General features: G+C 39.6%; 21 protein-coding genes, 1 pseudogene and 1 riboswitch. Of the genes and pseudogenes, 16 read left to right on the plus strand and 6 right to left on the minus strand.

The window, feature by feature from the left end; all coding sequences use genetic code 11:
* The first annotated feature begins 3 nt into the window (after nucleotides 1–3).
* The 4 genes from V6B33_RS10415 (at nucleotide 4) to V6B33_RS10430 (ending at nucleotide 2,713) form a co-directional block, all read left to right on the plus strand.
* Nucleotides 4–270, plus strand: a complete 267-nt coding sequence (locus V6B33_RS10415) for a hypothetical protein (protein WP_334217670.1) — start codon at nucleotides 4–6, stop codon at nucleotides 268–270.
* A complete protein-coding gene (locus V6B33_RS10420; RefSeq protein WP_334217671.1) occupies nucleotides 267–503 on the plus strand; it encodes a hypothetical protein in 237 nt (78 codons plus the stop codon). Before V6B33_RS10415 ends, V6B33_RS10420 begins: the two co-directional genes overlap by 4 nt.
* A gap of 272 nt (nucleotides 504–775) precedes the next feature.
* The gene (locus tag V6B33_RS10425; RefSeq protein WP_334217723.1) at nucleotides 776–2,056 is read left to right on the plus strand and encodes an NAD(FAD)-utilizing dehydrogenase; all 1,281 of its coding nucleotides are present in this window, start codon (nucleotides 776–778) and stop codon (nucleotides 2,054–2,056) included.
* Nucleotides 2,057–2,125: 69 nt separating this feature from the next.
* The gene (locus V6B33_RS10430) at nucleotides 2,126–2,713 is read left to right on the plus strand and encodes a kinase (protein WP_334217672.1); all 588 of its coding nucleotides are present in this window, start codon (nucleotides 2,126–2,128) and stop codon (nucleotides 2,711–2,713) included.
* 79 nt (nucleotides 2,714–2,792) lie between these two features.
* Here the strand turns inward: V6B33_RS10430 and V6B33_RS10435 are convergent, their stop codons facing one another.
* Both V6B33_RS10435 and V6B33_RS10440 read right to left on the minus strand, forming a co-directional pair.
* The gene (locus V6B33_RS10435) at nucleotides 2,793–3,221 is read right to left on the minus strand and encodes a GNAT family N-acetyltransferase (RefSeq protein ID WP_334217673.1); all 429 of its coding nucleotides are present in this window, start codon (nucleotides 3,219–3,221) and stop codon (nucleotides 2,793–2,795) included.
* A gap of 21 nt (nucleotides 3,222–3,242) precedes the next feature.
* A complete protein-coding gene (locus V6B33_RS10440) occupies nucleotides 3,243–3,662 on the minus strand; it encodes a VOC family protein (protein ID WP_334217674.1) in 420 nt (139 codons plus the stop codon).
* Nucleotides 3,663–3,752: 90 nt separating this feature from the next.
* Here V6B33_RS10440 and V6B33_RS10445 point away from each other — a divergent pair, with 90 nt between their 5' ends.
* The 5 genes from V6B33_RS10445 (at nucleotide 3,753) to V6B33_RS10465 (ending at nucleotide 7,893) form a co-directional block, all read left to right on the plus strand.
* A complete protein-coding gene (locus tag V6B33_RS10445) occupies nucleotides 3,753–4,406 on the plus strand; it encodes an RNA polymerase sigma factor (protein ID WP_334217675.1) in 654 nt (217 codons plus the stop codon).
* A 153-nt stretch (nucleotides 4,407–4,559) separates the two neighbouring features.
* Complete coding sequence (locus tag V6B33_RS10450) at nucleotides 4,560–5,213, plus strand: ABC transporter permease (RefSeq protein ID WP_334217676.1); 654 nt, start codon at nucleotides 4,560–4,562, stop codon at nucleotides 5,211–5,213.
* Nucleotides 5,214–5,229: 16 nt separating this feature from the next.
* Complete coding sequence (locus V6B33_RS10455) at nucleotides 5,230–6,222, plus strand: ABC transporter ATP-binding protein (RefSeq protein WP_334217677.1); 993 nt, start codon at nucleotides 5,230–5,232, stop codon at nucleotides 6,220–6,222.
* A gap of 4 nt (nucleotides 6,223–6,226) precedes the next feature.
* Nucleotides 6,227–6,964: an ABC transporter permease gene (locus V6B33_RS10460; protein ID WP_334217678.1), complete on the plus strand. Its 738-nt coding sequence runs from the start codon at nucleotides 6,227–6,229 to the stop codon at nucleotides 6,962–6,964.
* Between the two features lie 20 nt (nucleotides 6,965–6,984).
* The gene (locus V6B33_RS10465) at nucleotides 6,985–7,893 is read left to right on the plus strand and encodes a glycine betaine ABC transporter substrate-binding protein (RefSeq protein WP_334217679.1); all 909 of its coding nucleotides are present in this window, start codon (nucleotides 6,985–6,987) and stop codon (nucleotides 7,891–7,893) included.
* 148 nt (nucleotides 7,894–8,041) lie between these two features.
* Here V6B33_RS10465 and V6B33_RS10470 read toward each other — a convergent pair whose 3' ends face one another.
* Entirely contained in the window at nucleotides 8,042–8,311 is a 270-nt protein-coding gene (locus V6B33_RS10470) for a hypothetical protein (protein WP_334217680.1), read from the minus strand.
* A 208-nt stretch (nucleotides 8,312–8,519) separates the two neighbouring features.
* Between V6B33_RS10470 and V6B33_RS10475 the strand changes: the two genes are divergently transcribed.
* From V6B33_RS10475 to V6B33_RS22055, 3 genes are all read left to right on the plus strand, one after another.
* Nucleotides 8,520–9,410, plus strand: coding sequence for a diacylglycerol/lipid kinase family protein (locus V6B33_RS10475; protein ID WP_334217681.1), 891 nt, complete (start codon nucleotides 8,520–8,522; stop codon nucleotides 9,408–9,410).
* 95 nt (nucleotides 9,411–9,505) lie between these two features.
* Nucleotides 9,506–9,697: a hypothetical protein gene (locus V6B33_RS10480; protein ID WP_334217682.1), complete on the plus strand. Its 192-nt coding sequence runs from the start codon at nucleotides 9,506–9,508 to the stop codon at nucleotides 9,695–9,697.
* Nucleotides 9,698–9,817: 120 nt separating this feature from the next.
* On the plus strand, nucleotides 9,818–9,901 hold the full coding sequence (locus V6B33_RS22055) for a hypothetical protein (protein ID WP_442915515.1): 84 nt from the start codon (nucleotides 9,818–9,820) through the stop codon (nucleotides 9,899–9,901).
* On the opposite strand, the pseudogene V6B33_RS10485 reads toward V6B33_RS22055, so the two are convergent.
* Nucleotides 9,891–10,127, minus strand: a pseudogene (locus V6B33_RS10485) (glycosyltransferase); the annotation flags it as partial. The gene V6B33_RS22055 and the pseudogene V6B33_RS10485 sit on opposite strands and share 11 nt — an antisense overlap.
* 643 nt (nucleotides 10,128–10,770) lie before the next feature.
* Here V6B33_RS10485 and mgtE point away from each other — a divergent pair.
* A complete protein-coding gene (gene mgtE / locus V6B33_RS10490; protein ID WP_334217683.1) occupies nucleotides 10,771–12,129 on the plus strand; it encodes a magnesium transporter in 1,359 nt (452 codons plus the stop codon).
* 47 nt (nucleotides 12,130–12,176) lie between these two features.
* Here mgtE and V6B33_RS10495 read toward each other — a convergent pair whose 3' ends face one another.
* Nucleotides 12,177–12,416, minus strand: coding sequence for a hypothetical protein (locus V6B33_RS10495; protein ID WP_334217684.1), 240 nt, complete (start codon nucleotides 12,414–12,416; stop codon nucleotides 12,177–12,179).
* A gap of 680 nt (nucleotides 12,417–13,096) precedes the next feature.
* On the opposite strand from V6B33_RS10495, the gene spoIIP reads away from it, so the two are divergent.
* A complete protein-coding gene (gene spoIIP, locus V6B33_RS10500) occupies nucleotides 13,097–14,257 on the plus strand; it encodes a stage II sporulation protein P (protein WP_334217685.1) in 1,161 nt (386 codons plus the stop codon).
* A 194-nt stretch (nucleotides 14,258–14,451) separates the two neighbouring features.
* Nucleotides 14,452–14,778, plus strand: coding sequence for a four-helix bundle copper-binding protein (locus V6B33_RS10505; RefSeq protein ID WP_334217686.1), 327 nt, complete (start codon nucleotides 14,452–14,454; stop codon nucleotides 14,776–14,778).
* Nucleotides 14,779–14,811: 33 nt separating this feature from the next.
* Here V6B33_RS10505 and V6B33_RS10510 read toward each other — a convergent pair whose 3' ends face one another.
* Complete coding sequence (locus V6B33_RS10510) at nucleotides 14,812–15,033, minus strand: Fur-regulated basic protein FbpA (RefSeq protein WP_334217687.1); 222 nt, start codon at nucleotides 15,031–15,033, stop codon at nucleotides 14,812–14,814.
* A gap of 111 nt (nucleotides 15,034–15,144) precedes the next feature.
* Nucleotides 15,145–15,254: riboswitch (SAM riboswitch) on the minus strand.
* Nucleotides 15,255–15,476: 222 nt separating this feature from the next.
* On the opposite strand from V6B33_RS10510, the gene V6B33_RS10515 reads away from it, so the two are divergent.
* Nucleotides 15,477–16,868 carry a protoporphyrinogen oxidase gene (locus tag V6B33_RS10515; RefSeq protein WP_334217688.1) on the plus strand — a complete coding sequence of 464 codons (1,392 nt, stop codon included), beginning with the start codon at nucleotides 15,477–15,479 and terminating at the stop codon, nucleotides 16,866–16,868.
* The last annotated feature ends 69 nt before the right edge of the window (nucleotides 16,869–16,937 follow it).

Raw genomic sequence — 16,937 nt, forward strand, 5'->3', positions numbered from 1 at the left:
TGGATGATGAAAAAAATCAAGCTGGCAGTATGGCTTGTAATTATTAGTATATTAATTCTTGCAGCTGGATGTGGGATGAATTCAATAGATAAACTTGAGCTCTACGAGAATATTGAAAGTACTGACTTATCAGGGGAAACTATGAAATCAGTATCATTATCTTCAACAAAAGAAGCTGTAATAAATAATTTCGGGGAGCCGAAAAAAATTTCTGAATTCCCAATCCAAAGATCACATATTTCGTCTACAAGGATATCGAATTCGGTTTGAAAAATAACGAAGTATTCCGTTATTTCTTCTCTGAGGATCATCGTACATCCAAAGGAATCACAGTAGGAGATTCACCTGTTAAAGTAATTGAATCATATGGTCCAAATTATTATGAAAGAACCGAAACAGGAACGGAAATTATAGGTTATTTGGACAAGAAAAACGGAATCAGCATCGAATTCAGCTGTCATGAAAACAATCTGGCAGGAGCTATTCTAATGAAAATTAAATAAATGATAAAGGTACATCCCTCACTGATATAATGATGTGAAGGATGGACTTTTGGTATGTTTGAATTTTGTGTTAACCTAGAAATAGATTGAATTCTTCGTTTAATGAAAATGGGATATGGTGCAAATAGATGATCAACTGGTTGCCTGTACAAAATTCCAGCTCAAAATATAAAATAATATGATGAAAAAGAGGTGCTGCAGTGGAGGCAAAACATCATGATATCACGGTAGTCGGTGCTGGGGTCAGCAGCATTTTCTTCGCGTACACATTAATGAATATGAATAAGCATACACGAATACATATGATCGATATCGGCAAGACGTTGAATGAGCGTGAGTGCGGGCTTGATGAAGGAAAAGAATGTACTTGCAGCGGAATTTGCAGCAAGTATGCAGGATTTGCAGGACTGGGAAAGTCAGAAGGAAAATTTAATTACACGAATGATTTTGGCGGAGAACTCCACAGGAAAATTGGTGAAGAAAATGCACTTCTCCTGATGCAGGAAGTGGATGATATTCTATGCCGGTTTGGTGGAGAAGCAAGGAAAAAGTACAGCACCAAGAATGCATTTCTTTCCAGCAAAGCAAAGAATCTTGGTCTGAATGTATTATCAACAGAGGTAAGGCATTTAGGCTCAGGTTTAGCACAAGGAATTTTCCGGAAAATGTATGAATTCATGCGTGATAGGGTTACGTTTACATTTGAAACGAAGGTGGAGTCTATAAAGAAACTTGATGAGGGATTTGAGCTTCACACCAATCGAGGGTGTTTTAAAACAAGTCGCATTGTGATCGGCACCGGAATGAGCGGTAGTGTCTGGCTTAATGACATGATGGAGTCGTTCGGTGTCCATCCAGGTGAAACTCGGCTCGATATGGGGTACCGGGTGGAAATGAAAAGTGACCAGCTGCAATCCATCCTTCAAGACACATTCGAAACAAAATTGAAAATCGAGAGGGAAGATTACGAAGCCACTACGTACTGCATGAATCCCCATGGAAGGATCATCCGTAAATATCAACACGGTCTGGTCATGGCCGATGGACAAAATGCACTGGAAAAAGAGGCTCCAAGTGATAACCTGAATTTTACGTTGTTCATTCCTCAATATTTTCCCTCATATGAGGAGGCTTTTGATGAAGCGGTAAAAGTGATTGGTGGAATCAATGAAAGAAAAGACAGGATCGTTGTTCAACGGCTGGAGGATTTCAAGATGAACAGGAACACTGAAACACTTGCACACAATGAAGTGGAACCATCCCTCGATGCTGAATGCGGTAATGGACGAAAAGAAGTACCAGCTCTATATGCGGATGCACTACTTGATTTTTTTGATTCGTTGAAAGCTTTAATAGGTAAGGAGATTCATAGTGATACACTTCTGTATGGCCTTGATGCAAAGTTTTATGAGCCAAAGTTTTATACGAATGAATATCTGGAAAGTGAAATCCCAGGTATTTATTTGACCGGTGATTGTTCCGGTGTCACTCATTCTCTGTCCCAGGCTGCAGCGAGCGGCATATATCTTGGTAAACATCTGAGACATAAGTAATGGATGTAAAGGTATATCTTACACGCATCCTTTGGAAATCGAGAGGGAACCAGAAAGGAGAAAGAAACAATGGATGGAAAATCTGTTCTTAAATCCATTATACAAAAGAATAATCATAAACTGATCGTGATTGGGATTGATGGATTAAGTCGTTCAGGTAAAACCACATTTGTAGAAACTGCAGGGAAAATGCTGAGGGAAAACAATATAGATTACATTTGTTTACATATGGATGATTTCATAGAAACACGCATAAAAAGATATGATACCGGTTTGGATGAATGGAGAGAGTATTATTACTTGCAATGGAATGTAGAAAAGTTGAAAGTGAATCTTTTTGAAAAACTTAAGGAGTCTTCTCGGATGACCTTGCCATATTACGACCACGAGAAGGATATCCAAGTCTGGATAGATTTGAAATTACCCTCATGCGGCGTGATTTTGATTGAAGGAGTATTCTTGCAAAGGAAGGAGTGGAGGGACTATTTTGATACGATCATTTACTTGGAGTGTGAAAGACAGGTCCGATTTAGCAGGGAAAGTATATCCACCCAGAAAAAAACAAACAAGTTTATGAACCGTTATTGGAAAGCGGAGGAGCACTATTTGCGATATATGCACCCCTTGCGTAATGCCGATTTTGTTATAAGATCTTAGAAAGAAAATACATAAAAACCCCTGCTCAAATAAACAGGAGTTTTTATGTTAACGCAAGTATCCCCCGGGAATTCTTTGCTCACAGTTCCTTCACGTACACATAACTTGTTTTCTTATAGTCCATTTTGTCTTCATAGAATCGATGGGCATCCAGCCGCTGCATACCTGAGGAAAGGGAAATGATATCATATCCATTGTTTTTAGCCCAGCATTCCACATAACTGAGCAGCTTTTTGCCATGTCCATTCGAACGAACACCAGCATCTGTCACTAAATCGCACACCCATATAAATTTACCATTGTAAAGCGTTACCATAGGCATAAACCCCGTCACAGCGACAATCTTTCCTTCTTCATACAAAGCAGCAAGTTTATAACCGTCTGTATCGGAAGCTTCCTTTATTAAATTTAAATACCCAGATTCATCCAAATGAGGACGGAGCTGCTTCAAGATGGGGTATCCATCCAGCCACTCCTTTTCACCATTCAGCTGCTTGATTTCTGTCATCCGTTTGCTCCTTTTCGTTTTTTAAAAGTACTGTTCCTGTTTTTTTCGTACTTCATCCCGGTGGAATGGAGAACCTTCTACTTCATTCACGACGCTGAAGGGATTTCCATCTAGATCGAAGAAATCGAAGAACTTCATTCCATCAAAGTTATCGATCTCGGTTGTTCGAACGCCATTTCTGTTAAACCGGGCATGAGCTTCATCTATATCTTCCACCAAAAAATTAAAATAGGAATTCTTCCTGTTCCCTTTGATGGTGAACTCGGTCGGCTGCGGTTTGTCCACTTGAATCAGACCCAGCTGAGTAGGGCAGGAAGGAAAGTAAAATCCCGCACCTCCTTCCCATTCATCAATTAAATTTACATTTAAAAACTTTTCATACCATTTCATAGATTTCTGTAAATCGGTTACAGGAACAAACACACAACCTACTTTGAACATAAAAAACACTCCTTATATTATTGATATCACTTTAATAACGAATATAATAGACTAAAAGTTACAAAATATTATAAAAAATTGAGGGATAAAATGGTATTCGAAAATTTGGATAAAACGATCTCACAACTTTACCGACACTGTTTAAAACTGACAGGTTCCCCATGGACAGCAGAAGACCTGACACAGGAAACAATAATGAAAGTATACTCGCTTAAGAAAACCGAACCTCTTAGGGAATTCTCTATTAGTTTTCTATATGCGGTTTCGAAAAACCTTTTTATCGATGAGGTAAGAAAGAAAAAAGATGTCACCTCATTCCAGGAAGAGCTTCACCAGTATAGAGTGGACTTTACAGATTGCGAGGGTTTAATGGAAGAACTGCTGTTGAGATTGCCGATCCGTCAGGCAATTCTTATGACATTGAAAGATGTATTCGAGTATCGGTCACAGGAAATAGCTGACATGTTGAGAGTCAGTAATGAGTCTGTAAAAACCGCTCTTTCACGCTCGAGATCCAGTTTAAGACAAAAGCAGGAAATTGAAGAAGCTCAATTTCAGCACGAACCGCCAACTAAAGAATTACTGAAAGAATTAGCGGGGGCATTACAAGAGAAGAATCCTGCTGCTTTATTCGCTATCTGCCGTCTTCTGGAAACACGGAATTTTTTGCTTTCAAGAGTTACTGGAACCAGGTATATGCATGTATCTGATCCCGATGGAAATATCTTGGAAGTTGTGAGCTGAGAAACTGAAAACAGACAAGTAAAAACGGATGATTAGACACGAGGGTTCTAAGAATGTTACGGTTATATGAGGGTATACTAAAAATCGACTGGGCTGCTAGCCTGTTCGATTTTTTTTTGGCCCGAAAAATCTTATTAAAGGGAGGGTAAATGGATGGATGAATGGATGAAATTTCTTGAGGTGAATTTTCCCCGGATCATCGAATTGACGATTGAGCATGCGACGCTTGTAGGATTAGCAATCATTGTCGCACTATTAATTGGTATCCCTTTGGGAATTTACTTGACGACCAATAACTATCTTGCTGAAACTGTACTTCAGATTGCTTCAGTCATGCTGACAATCCCAAGTATTGCGTTATTTGGAGTCATGATACCGATTTTTTCTATAATCAATCAAGGAATAGGCTTTGTGCCTGCTTTTGTTGCATTGGTTCTCTATTCTCAATTACCGATCATTAGGAATACATATACGGCAATCAATAATGTAAACCCGGAAATGAGGGATGCGGCAAAGGGTCTCGGGATGAAAACTCATCAAAGACTATTCCGCGTGGAAATACCAAATGCGTTCCCACTCATCATGGCAGGGATTAGAACGGCAGTCGTGCTCAATATCGGAATCGGTGTCATTGCTGCATATATCGGAGCAGGAGGTCTTGGCGTCTTGATAACACAAGGGATTTCCAGAGGGGATAATTACTTAATCATCAGCGGATCGGTGGCTGTAGCAATCCTTGCAATGATTGCTGACGGCATTCTCATGTGGATTCAAAAACGATACACACCAAAAAGTATAACCAATTAAGGAAAGAGGTGAAAAGATGATTACGTTCAAGCAAACGACGAAAACATATGAAGGCGGGGTAACTGCCGTCAACAAGGTGGATTTCACAGTAGAAAAAGGGAATATCGTTGTTCTTCTAGGTCCTTCCGGCTGTGGTAAAACCACTCTGCTTCGTATGGTGAACAGATTAGAGTCGATCAGTGAGGGGCAAATCATCATAGACGGCGAGGATTCGATGAGTCTGAATGAAATTGAATTAAGAAGGAAAGTTGGATATGTCATTCAGAGCAACGGACTTTTCCCTAATATGACGATCGAAGAAAATGTAATGATTGTCCCTGATTTATTAGGGTGGGGGAAAAAAGAAAAACGAGAGCGTTTCGATTATCTGATGGATATGATCGGTTTAAGTCCTGATAAATACAGAAAACGGTATCCGCATGAATTATCAGGTGGTCAGCAGCAGAGGATTGGTGTCATTCGTGCTCTTGCGGCAGATCCCCCGGTCATGCTCATGGATGAGCCGTTTGGTGCACTCGACCCTATCATCCGGGAAAAGATACAAGACGAATTTCTACAAATTCAAAAAGAAGTGAAAAAGACGATTCTTTTTGTCAGCCATGATATAGACGAGGCAATCAAAATGGCAGATAAGATCGTTCTTTTACGCGGTGGGGAAATAATGCAGTATGATTCACCTTCAGAAATGCTCGTGCGTCCGAAAAGTGATTTCGTTTATGAATTTTTCGGAAAAGATCGTGCAATAAAGAGTTTGAGTCTTCATACGATTGAAGATTTAAAGAATATCATCGGTCTTGTAGAAATCGATGAATCCATTCAGGATACGAAGACCATCAATGTGCATCATGACCTTAGGAACACACTTTCCATGCTCTTGAATCAGGAAGCAGAACAAGTGATTGTCCTTGATCATGCAGGAAGTAAGCTTGGTGCGATTACCATCGACCTTGTCCAAAAATACCTTCACTATGAAATCAAAGGCAAATCCTCCTCAGCTGTGAAAGGGTGATTCAATGAACAAGAAGAAGCTAGTCAGTCGAATCGTCAGCTACAGTGTATACGCCCTGGTCCTTCTCTTTTTTATCTGGGCGATTCAGAATCGATATTTCGAATATATATTCAGTGAAACCAATACATTTTTATTACTTCTAAAGCAGCATATCCAGCTTGTAGCAGTCTCATCTCTTCTGGCGATTGTTGTCGCTATCCCTGTTGGGATAATCATTACAAGGAAGTCATTCAGAAGAGCTGAGTGGGCAGTTTCCAATACTGTAAACTTTGGTCAGACAATTCCAAGCCTCGCTGTTCTTGCATTAATGATCAGTGTACTAGGTATTGGTTTTAAAACAGCGATTTTTGCATTATTTATTTATTCATTGCTGCCTATATATAGAAATACGGTAGCAGGAATCGACTCGATTGATGAAAACCTGATCGATGCAGCCAGAGGGATGGGGATGACACCTTCGCAGATTCTTTTCAAAATAGAATTGCCCAATGCTGCATATTCCATTTTGGCAGGAATCAGGACCGCAGTTGTATTGAATATTGGAACCGCGGCCCTTGCATACGTTGTCGGTGGTGGTGGACTCGGTGTTTGGATCTTTACAGGAATCCAATTGTTTGATAACGGATACTTGATTTCAGGAGCCATTCCGGTCACGCTGCTGGCCATTACAGTCGATTATCTGCTGAGAGTGCTGGAACGGGCAGTCGTTTCTAATGGAATCAAACAAACCGGCGATATGTAAAAGATGTGGAGGTAATTTAGTTGATAAAGAAATTTGAAGCTCTCATGGTGATAGTTGCTTTAACGGCTGCGCTGTCGTCGTGTTCCAATATAGGAATAGGCGGAAAAGAAATTTCGGTTGGGGGAAAGAACTTTACAGAACAATACCTGCTTTCTGAAATGACTGCTTTCCTCTTGAAAGAAGAAGGTTTCAAGGTGAAACAAATGAATAATCTCGGCAGTACAGTCGTTCGGAAAGCCCTTGAAAATGAGCAGGTAGACTTGATGTGGGAGTATACCGGGACAGCCCTCATCACCTATATGGGTAAAGAACCGATGTCTGATCCTGAAAAAACGTTTCAGAAAGTAAAAGAACTGGATTCCAAGAATGGTATTCATTGGATGAATATGTCTGATGTGAATAATACGTATGCACTTGCCATGACAGAAGAAAAATCAGAAGAACTCGGAATCGAGTCAATCAGCGATCTGGCTTCTTATGTTAATGAACATCCCGGGTCGCTGACCATGGCTTCCGATGCAGAATTCGCTAACCGTCCAGACGGGCTGCCCGGTGTTGAAAAGAAGTATGGATTCAGCTTTGGTACAGGAAACATCAAACAAATGGATATCGGACTCACTCAGCGTGCACTTGATAATGGACAGGTGGATGTATCGGTTGCGTTTGAGACAGATGCCACCATTAGGGAATACGGGTTAGTCACATTGAAAGATGATAAACGATTTTTTCCTCCCTATCGCGCTGCAGTAAGCATCAATAAAGAAGTTTATAAAAAATATCCTGAAATTAAGGAAATAACTGCCCATCTGGCAAACAAACTGGACAGTGACATTATGCGTGAACTGAACTATAAAGTAGATATAGAAGGTAACAGTGTGTCAGTAGTCGCCCATGACTGGCTCGTTGAAAACGGATTATTGGAAGACTAATGAGAAAGTCCCGCAATTTTTGCTGCGGGACTTTTTAAATACATGATCAATAAAGATAACGGACACAATTAATGTTCCAAGTGCAACAGAATGAAAAAGAGTGAGTTAAGATTCTTGCTTGTCTTATAAATGATGAAGTTATGGTTTATCAAGTTGAAGTATTATTGCTTTCATTCAATTTTTTTAATTTTTCAGTTGAAGAGTTATCTTTATAATAGTTTTCTAATATTTCCAGTATTTTTTCTTCTGACAGGCCTGAAAAATCAACCAGCATCGAAATTGTAGGCTTGATTGAAAGTGACTCACAGGTCTGGATGGTTGAGAGGATGAGATCATGATAATGCTGCTCTCTTATTTCCGTTTTTTTGCGATTTTGTTCGTTTCTATTCGATTGATTCTGATCTTCTGATGATTCCATAGAGTGAACCTCCTAGCTTAAAAAGGAATTGTATAAGGTTTATCCATAATTTTGTAAAGATAAACATATGATGTTAGTTATTTGATTAACTTACAACTTATTATTCGGTAAACAATCAGAACCTTCTGATTTTCGCGGAAGTTTCCTTCAACACAAAATGAGGTATTGTATTAAAGCAATAACCAGGCAATGTAAAGGAGGAGAGAATATGAAAAAGGCGATGTTGATCGTGAACCCTTCTTCAGGTAAAGAAGAGGCACTCGATTATGTTCAGGAAATAGAGGAAATATTAATTGAACAAGGATATGTGGTAAGTGTGAGCCAGACCGAGAAAGAGTTGGATGCGACTAAGTTTTGTCAATCGGCATGCAAGGATGAATTTGAACTTGTAGTTTCGCTTGGGGGGGATGGGACACTCCACGAGACAATCAACGGCTTGATTGATGAACATCACCGTCCAATTCTGGCTATTGTTCCTATGGGAACGGTGAATGATTTTGCAAGAGCATTGAATATACCCTTGAACCCTCGTGAAGCAGTACAGTTATTGAGAAATTCTCAAACCCGTAAAGTGGACATCGGCACATTCAATAATGATTATTTTGTGAACATCGTTGCAGTCGGCGCGATTGCGGAAGCTACATACAACGTCTCCCCTGAGGAGAAGACGAAGCTGGGTCCACTTGCATATGGAGTGGAAGGAATGAAAACGCTCGCTTCAAATCCTTCGTATCCCATGACCATTGAGCATGACGGGGAGTTGTGGGAAGGAGATTCACTTTTATTCCTTGCAGCATTGACCAATTCAATCGGGGGATTTGAGAACCTTGCCCCTGATGCAGATGTGGATGACGGTGTGCTCCATTGCTATGTCATTCACGATATAAATGTACTGAAGCTTCCAGTAATCTTAACGTCCATTCTTACAGGTAAATTAAAGAAGAATAATGATGTAACATATTTTAAAGCCAGAAATATCCGGTTGTCTTCACCAGAAAATCTTGTAACAAATGTGGATGGCGATGAAGGTGAGAGGCTTCCGATTGAACTCGGAATTATACCGAGTCACATTGAAGTCATGGTTCCGGAAAAGAAATGATACAAGTGAGGTACCGAAAGTGATACATTTTTTTATTTTGCGATGGAATTATATGTTAAAATTAAAATATTTACTTGATAAGCGGGGGAAGTAAGATGAATCGGCAGGTCTTAAAAGATGTCAAAACCATAACGGGATTCCTATCTGCTTTTATATTATGTATCACGGGAATTATACTGGCAGCAGGTGATCGAGAATTCTGGGTTGTACCGGTTGTGATCGCTTTAATCCTGTTAAGTTACAGTGTAAGAAGGGCGGACAGGGTTTATAGAGAAATAAATGGATGAAGAGTAGATACCATTGAGCTTGTGCATTAAGAATGGAATTTAAACAGGATAGAAATGGTTAAATGAAATCTGAGAAACAAAAGATGGTAAGCTGCGAAATTATATGAGCCATGGGATCAAGTGCTGATAAAAGAACGTCAACAGGCAAGGTTATTAGTGAGACGATTCAATTATACAACGGAAATGGAGGATTTCCCGCAATGATGATGTGCTCTGTCAATAACTCAGCCAATTGATTTCCTGCTTTTTCTCCGTAATAGGGTTTTATGGCATTTCCAATGTCCTTTTGATTCTGCAGAAGTCTTTCCAGCACCTCATCTTGATCTTCGAGACCGTCAACGGCGCTGACTATATAATTATGTGTCCAAATGACATGGTCATTCCAAAGGTTGCGCATGTCATCTTTAAGCTTAAGAGCATTGGTACTCATAGTCTTATCATTGGCCGCGAAAGTTTTTGGGAGCTGTCCGGCCATGGACAGTGTCATTAGGATGACAGTAGATACAATCAAATACTTTTTCACATTCATCTACTCCTTTTTTAGTAATTACCTTTTATTATTTACTAAATAATTGAGTTGATTCCAATAAATAACGTTTGCAATCTGATAATCAAATAGGGTAATGACCATTTTTTCAAATAGCAAATGCTTGTCTGCACAAGAGGCAGGGGTTGTACATATAGTGAAGTAGAGAAACAATCAAATCGGTAAAAATGAATGCAGTTATTCAAAAGCGGCTTGTATGAAAACCTTTAGTCACCGTAAGCGAAAGCTTCATTCGTTTTTACCCATGAACAAGCTTTCTCGTCTATTCACTTCCGCCGTATAGACAAGAGTACCTCCTTATTTGTTCGTGATGCAAAAGTGCTCCCGCAGCCCAGGAGCACTTTTGCTATTTGCAATGCCTCCCATACGGATTCAGCCTGGGTAGAGGAGTGTTTTTTACATAAATACCATGGAGCCAACTTCACTTTGAATGCCTTAGAAAAAGGTTTATACTTTTCTATGTTCATCATGGTTCATATTGGGTATTATATCAATGACGAAATCAAGCAAAAGAGAGTTGAGAATAATGGCACCTTCATCTACAGAATACGAATTGACACTTGAGATTATACAAAGTCTGAAAGAAGGCAAAAAAAGTGGGTTTCAGGATATCATCGATGAACTGCAGCCATATGATATGGCACAGCAGTATCAACATATTCCTGCAAAACATCGAAATAAATTCCTTCTCTATTTAAGCATCTCTCAGCTTACAGAGTTGATGAAGGAACTTGATAAAGAAGTTCAGCTGGAAGTCCTGCAGAAGCTGGGGATTGAAAAGTCGACCAAGGTGCTTGATCTGATGGAAAATGATGATCTGACCACACTTTTATCTGACCTTGATCCTGAACAGATAGAAGAACTGCTCTCGGAAATGAAGCAGGAAGAATCAGCGATGGTTCAGCACATGATGAATTACCCTCCGGAAACCGCGGGGCGAATCATGAATAACCGGTTTGTATGGATTTCGAAACACTATACAGTAAGGGAAGCAGTCGATAAATTGAAGCACTTTGCCGAACTTGCCGAGTATTTGAATTATCTTTATGTCATTGATGATGAGAAAAAGCTTGTCGGTGTTGTTTCGTACAAAGATCTGCTACTGGGCGAAATGCAGGATGAAATTGAAGACATCATGTTCTCAAGGGTAGTCAAGGTAGATGTACACACTGACCAGGAGGAAGTGGCAAAATTGATCAGCCGTTATGACTTTGTTTCGATACCGGTCATTGAAGATGATGATAAGCTGATGGGGGTCATTACGGTTGATGACATTATCGATGTGGTAATACAAGAGGCAAATGAAGATATCGAGAAACTTTCTGCTTCTGGTAAAGCGATTGATTTCAATACGAGTCCATTGGTTGCTGCGTATAGGCGACTGCCGTGGCTGATTTTACTGCTGCTGATCGGCCTCGTCTCGGGAAGCATCATTGATGGATTTTCAGATACGCTTCAGTCTGCTGTCGCACTTGCATTTTTCATGCCGATGATCGCCGGCATGACGGGGAACACGGGTACTCAGTCTCTTGCAGTTGTGGTAAGGGGACTAGTTTCTCAGGATTTAGATGTCAAGCAGGTTGTAAAGCTCATATTTCGTGAATTGTGGGTAGGGATCATCATCGGTCTCAGCTGTGCGTTCTTGATATCAGCCATTGCATTCATTTGGCAGGGAAGCTTTATTCTTGGGATTGTCGTAGGGAGTTCCCTTTTGATAACGCTCATAATCGGAACGCTTGCAGGTACCATCATCCCGCTTTTACTGTATAAGTTTAATATTGACCCCGCTGTAGCTTCAGGTCCGCTTATCACAACGATAAACGATATTTTTTCATTACTTGTCTATTTCGGAATTGCAAGCATGTTTATCACAAAGCTGTCCTAACCAGAAACCGCCCCTTCATGCTTAGAGAACGGGGCGGTTTGTCTATATCATACTTCCAATGGTTGTTGATTCAGGTATTGATCAATAGTATCTGCCAACTTATTGATGGCTGTATATTTCTCTGTACGCTGTGTTTCAATATAAGTTAACAAGAACGTTTCAGTATCAAACTGGTATATGACGGACAATACAGGTGTCTGATCCTTGGAACAGAAAGTGTGTATAATCTCACTTTCCTTAAAATTCATTTGAGTGTTCAGCATTCGTAAGACTGTATCGAATGACATAAAACGTCTCCCTTCTAGATTATAAAGGGTTGACTAAATAAAGTCTTGAAGACCCAAAATAATTTAATCTTGATTAAGTATTAATTATATCATAAAATAAATTATTTATATACCTTACATAAAAATCTGTCGGAAAATACTGAATTATGAAACGAAAAATCAATTTTCATAAAGGTATTTGATCATTGAATCTTTATCCCTTTCTTCTTCGTAAAATAAGGAGGAGGACAGCCATGAGGAAATTCCCGAGTTAAAAGAAGTTATTGAAAAAAAAGAGATCCGAGTGAACAATCAACAAAGCAACTGAAAAAGATGATGAATATTGCCTGAATGTTTTTGTTAACAGGTCCCGCTATTAGGCATAACTGCTCACTTTAATTGGAATGTTCAGAGGTATATGTCATTGAAAGCATACAACTCCATTGGGAATCGAATTCTATTCATTTATCCTTCACAGTGATAATTACCTCCATTTTATATTTTTCAATTATAAGACTATACTTTTTCGAAAATGGTAAAATGCTTTTCATGGTATCGATATCAGCATTGGCCATTTTTTCGTTGATTCTATTTTTTATGTCCTCGCTGTGCTATAAGAATGAATCCTCTTCTATTATTCTATATTCTTCTTTTCGCGCATATAGTGAACTAGTAAATCTTATTTATATAGGAGTTCATTCATGGCGTATAAATCCAGAAAAGATAGCACCCTGCCACTACTAGTATTCGTGACTGTAAAATCATTGGCGAGAATGATTGCAGTTGGGGTCATTCTCGTATATCTTTCAGTCTGGCTCATTTCGGCCACGACGATTAAGTTGAAAGTGGACACGCTGTTCTATTCGACTATGTCGGATATGGTGCCGAAAGAAACCCTATTGAAACTTCTTTCTGAGGAGATCACCTATTTACGGGTGATGAATGAAGGAGAACTGCAATCGGATTTTAACTGGCTCGAAAGTGTGACGAACGTGTCGTTGTTCGATCCCCGCAGTTTGTTCGGCAGAGAGATACCTGGGATTGAGAATTACCATACTCAGATTGCCGTAGCCGGAAAGGGAACGGACATAACTAACCTGCCATTGGAGTCACCGGCACCGACAGATGAGCAGCTGAAGAACCAGGAATTTGATCAGAACCAGATTGATCAGGCTAACTCCGACGGCAGTGAGGATATTAAAGAAATTGATAAGAAATCAATATTTATTTATCATTCTCACAGCTGGGAAGCCTTTAGTCCTCTAATAAAGAACAATCAGTCCGAAGATCCAGCAAGCACGAATGAAAAAGTTAATGTCATAGCAATCGGTTCAAAGCTTCAACAAGAACTTGCTGAAAGAGGGATTGGAGCCGTCCAGGATAAAACGGATACGACAAAAGCTTTAAAAGAAAAGAATTGGACCTATAATGAATCATATAAATTATCAAGAGAGCAGGTTCAGGAAGCTCTTGCCGGGAATAATGACCTTCATTATCTCATAGATATCCATCGTGATTCTCAGCCACGGGAAATCACCACCAAAACAATCAACGGCAAGCCATATGCAAGGCTTTTCTTCATCGTTGGTAAAGAAAATAAGAATTTCGAAAAGAACCTTGCCATCGCGAAAGAGTTGAATACTGCGCTTGAGAAAAAGTTCCCGGGGATCAGCCGAGGAGTCTTTGTGAAAACGAAAGCCGAAGGAAATGGTGTTTATAATCAGGATTTGACTGAACGAGCAATGCTGCTGGAATTCGGTGGGGTGGAGAATAATTTGGTCGAACTCTATAATTCGACGGAAGCCTTTGCAGAAATATTTGCAGAATTTTATCATGAGGATGTTGTAGAGGTAAATGGATAGTAACAGTACATTAAAAGCCGCTGTTAACAGGCGGCTTTTAATTATTTCTACGTTTATTGCAAGAATTCTGCAATAATTTCGGGTACCAATAGAGTAGTCGGTTTAATCTCATTAATAGAATCCACACCTAAGTGTTTAGGTATGGAAAAAACCGGTTAAAGAAGAATAGGACAAAAACAAGGAGGAACGAATTAATGTTACACGAAAAGTATCAATCACTAGTAAAGACATTGCACGATTGCATGGAGGCGTGTAACCACTGTTATGATTCATGCCTGGGTGAAGAAGATATAAAAATGATGGCGGAATGCATTCGCTTAGACCGTGAATGTTCAGACATGTGTGGATTTTTGGAACAGGCACTGTTAAGAGGCACGCCTTTTGCATCCGAACTCGCTTCGGTATGTGCCGCCATCTGTGAATCTTGTGGAAATGAATGCAAAAAGCACGACCACGACCACTGTCAAAAATGCGCTGATGCCTGCTTCAAATGCGCGGAAGAGTGTAAAAACATCGCATAAGATCAATTTTATACAGGCCCGTTCTTTTAGTGTTTAATGTGCTGAAGAACGGGTCTTTACATTCTTCCAGTGAATGGATGATGTGCTGCTGTGAGGGTGGCATTGGCATTTGACTTCCTTATATTCATCTTCAAGTTCCTGGATAGTCAGTTCGAATAGTTGTTTATCGTGTTTCTTAAAAATATTATACGTAATCAGCTTGTTGATCAATTCCTCACGTCTTTTCTCTAATGCATGACGAATGATTTCCCCCATATTTTTCACTCCTAAGTTGAATGATAAGTCGGAGACATGGCCTGTATTTCTTGCATAAACACAAAAACCTTCCCCTAAGATAAGAAGAAGGTTGTCACAATGCAATACTTCATCTTATCTTTCAAGCATGCCGCCTGTTGGAATTAGCACAGTGTTTCACATATGTGAAATCTGTTGCTGAGGCGTCATCGGGCCATTCCCTCCACCTCTCTTGATAAGCTATTATTTACTTTTTATTGTTAGGTCCATTTTAATACATAGTATTCATAGTAGTCAAGTATGAATTAAGGTCGGATCGGTTATAAGTGCAGCCCTATTTATGCATTTTTTCCTCTATACATAATTCCTTTTTTAAATGACACAATAAATTCCCTATTTGTTTATGATTTCACAATAAAAAATGATAGTCTAGTGGTATAAACCTACTTATGGAGTGAGAAACGATGAAAAAGGTTGTTGTAGTTGGCGGTGGTATTACAGGACTGACCACGCTGTACCATCTTGATAAATTTAAAAGAACGCACGCTCTAGCTATGGAATTGACACTGGTTGAACGCGATGTGGAACTTGGCGGCAAGATTAAAACCGTTAAACAACGACCATTCATCCTTGAAACCGGTGCTGACTCTATTGTTGCACGAAATGAAGGGGTGCTGCCTTTTATAGAGGAATTACAGCTTGGGGATGAATTGGTTTATAACGAAACGGGAACCTCGTTTATATATACAAATGGAAAGCTGCACAAGATTCCAGAAGACTCTGTTTTCGGCATACCTATGAGTGTTGATTCTTTAATGGAAAGCACCCTCGTTTCTGAAGAAGGAAAAAGGAAAGCACTTTTGGATCTGGAAACACCGAATACATCATTTACTAAAGATAGTTCAGTCGGTGAGTTCCTTGAAGCATTCTTTGGCGGCGAACTTGTGAAGAACCAGATTGCTCCTGTATTGTCGGGAGTGTACTCAGGAAAATTGGAAGACTTGACGATGGCAACGACACTGCCGTACCTACTCGAATATAAGAATCGATATGGCAGCATAATCAAAGGTTTCGAAGCAAATAAAGAAAAATTCAAAAGTTCATCCAACGGGAAATTCATCTCTTTTACAAGCGGATTATCCGCACTTATTGACCGGTTGGAAGCGGTCATAGCGAAGGCTGAAATAATAAAGGGTGAAGAAGTAATAAGTGTTAAAAAAGGAGATGGAAAATACCAACTCACTTTGACAAACAGCAAATTGATTGAAGCAGATTATGTGGTGTTCGCAACAACCCATGACGTGACTCGGAAAATTTTGAATGATAGTCAATTAAATCACGACTTTGACCGTTTGAAAAATTCTTCCCTCACTAGCATTTATATCGGGTTTGAACTGAAAGATGAGATTCTTCCGGAAAATGGCACCGGTTTTATAACTTCCCACGGCAGCGATGTCGTTTGCGATGCATGTACGTGGACAAGCAGAAAATGGAAGCATACATCAGAACGGCAAGAATTATTAGTAAGATTATTTTATAAGAGTTCTAACGCTTATTATGATGAGTTAAAGGAACTAAGTGAAGAAGAATTAACAAAGGTTGCACTGGATGATATCTTCAAAAGTCTAGGAATTGCAGAACCACCTGCATCTGTAAAAATCACGAACTGGAATAACTTGATGCCCAATTACCATTTAGGACACAGTCAAGCGGTCGACTCCCTCCAGCAAAGACTGAAAGACGACTATCCTAACGTTTTGCTGGCGGGGGCATCCTATTTTGGAGTTGGCATCGGCGCCTGCATGAAGAATGGGAAAGAAACTGCTGATGCGATAACAGAAATGATTACAGGGTAAAGTCTTGTTCACTTTCCCCATTATTGAATTTGTAAATCCTTGAATAAAACTGCGCTTTTTTTATTAAAA

Origin of the sequence: Mangrovibacillus sp. Mu-81 (assembly GCF_036867415.1) — a bacterium.
Lineage (GTDB): Bacteria > Bacillota > Bacilli > Bacillales > Bacillaceae_B > Rossellomorea.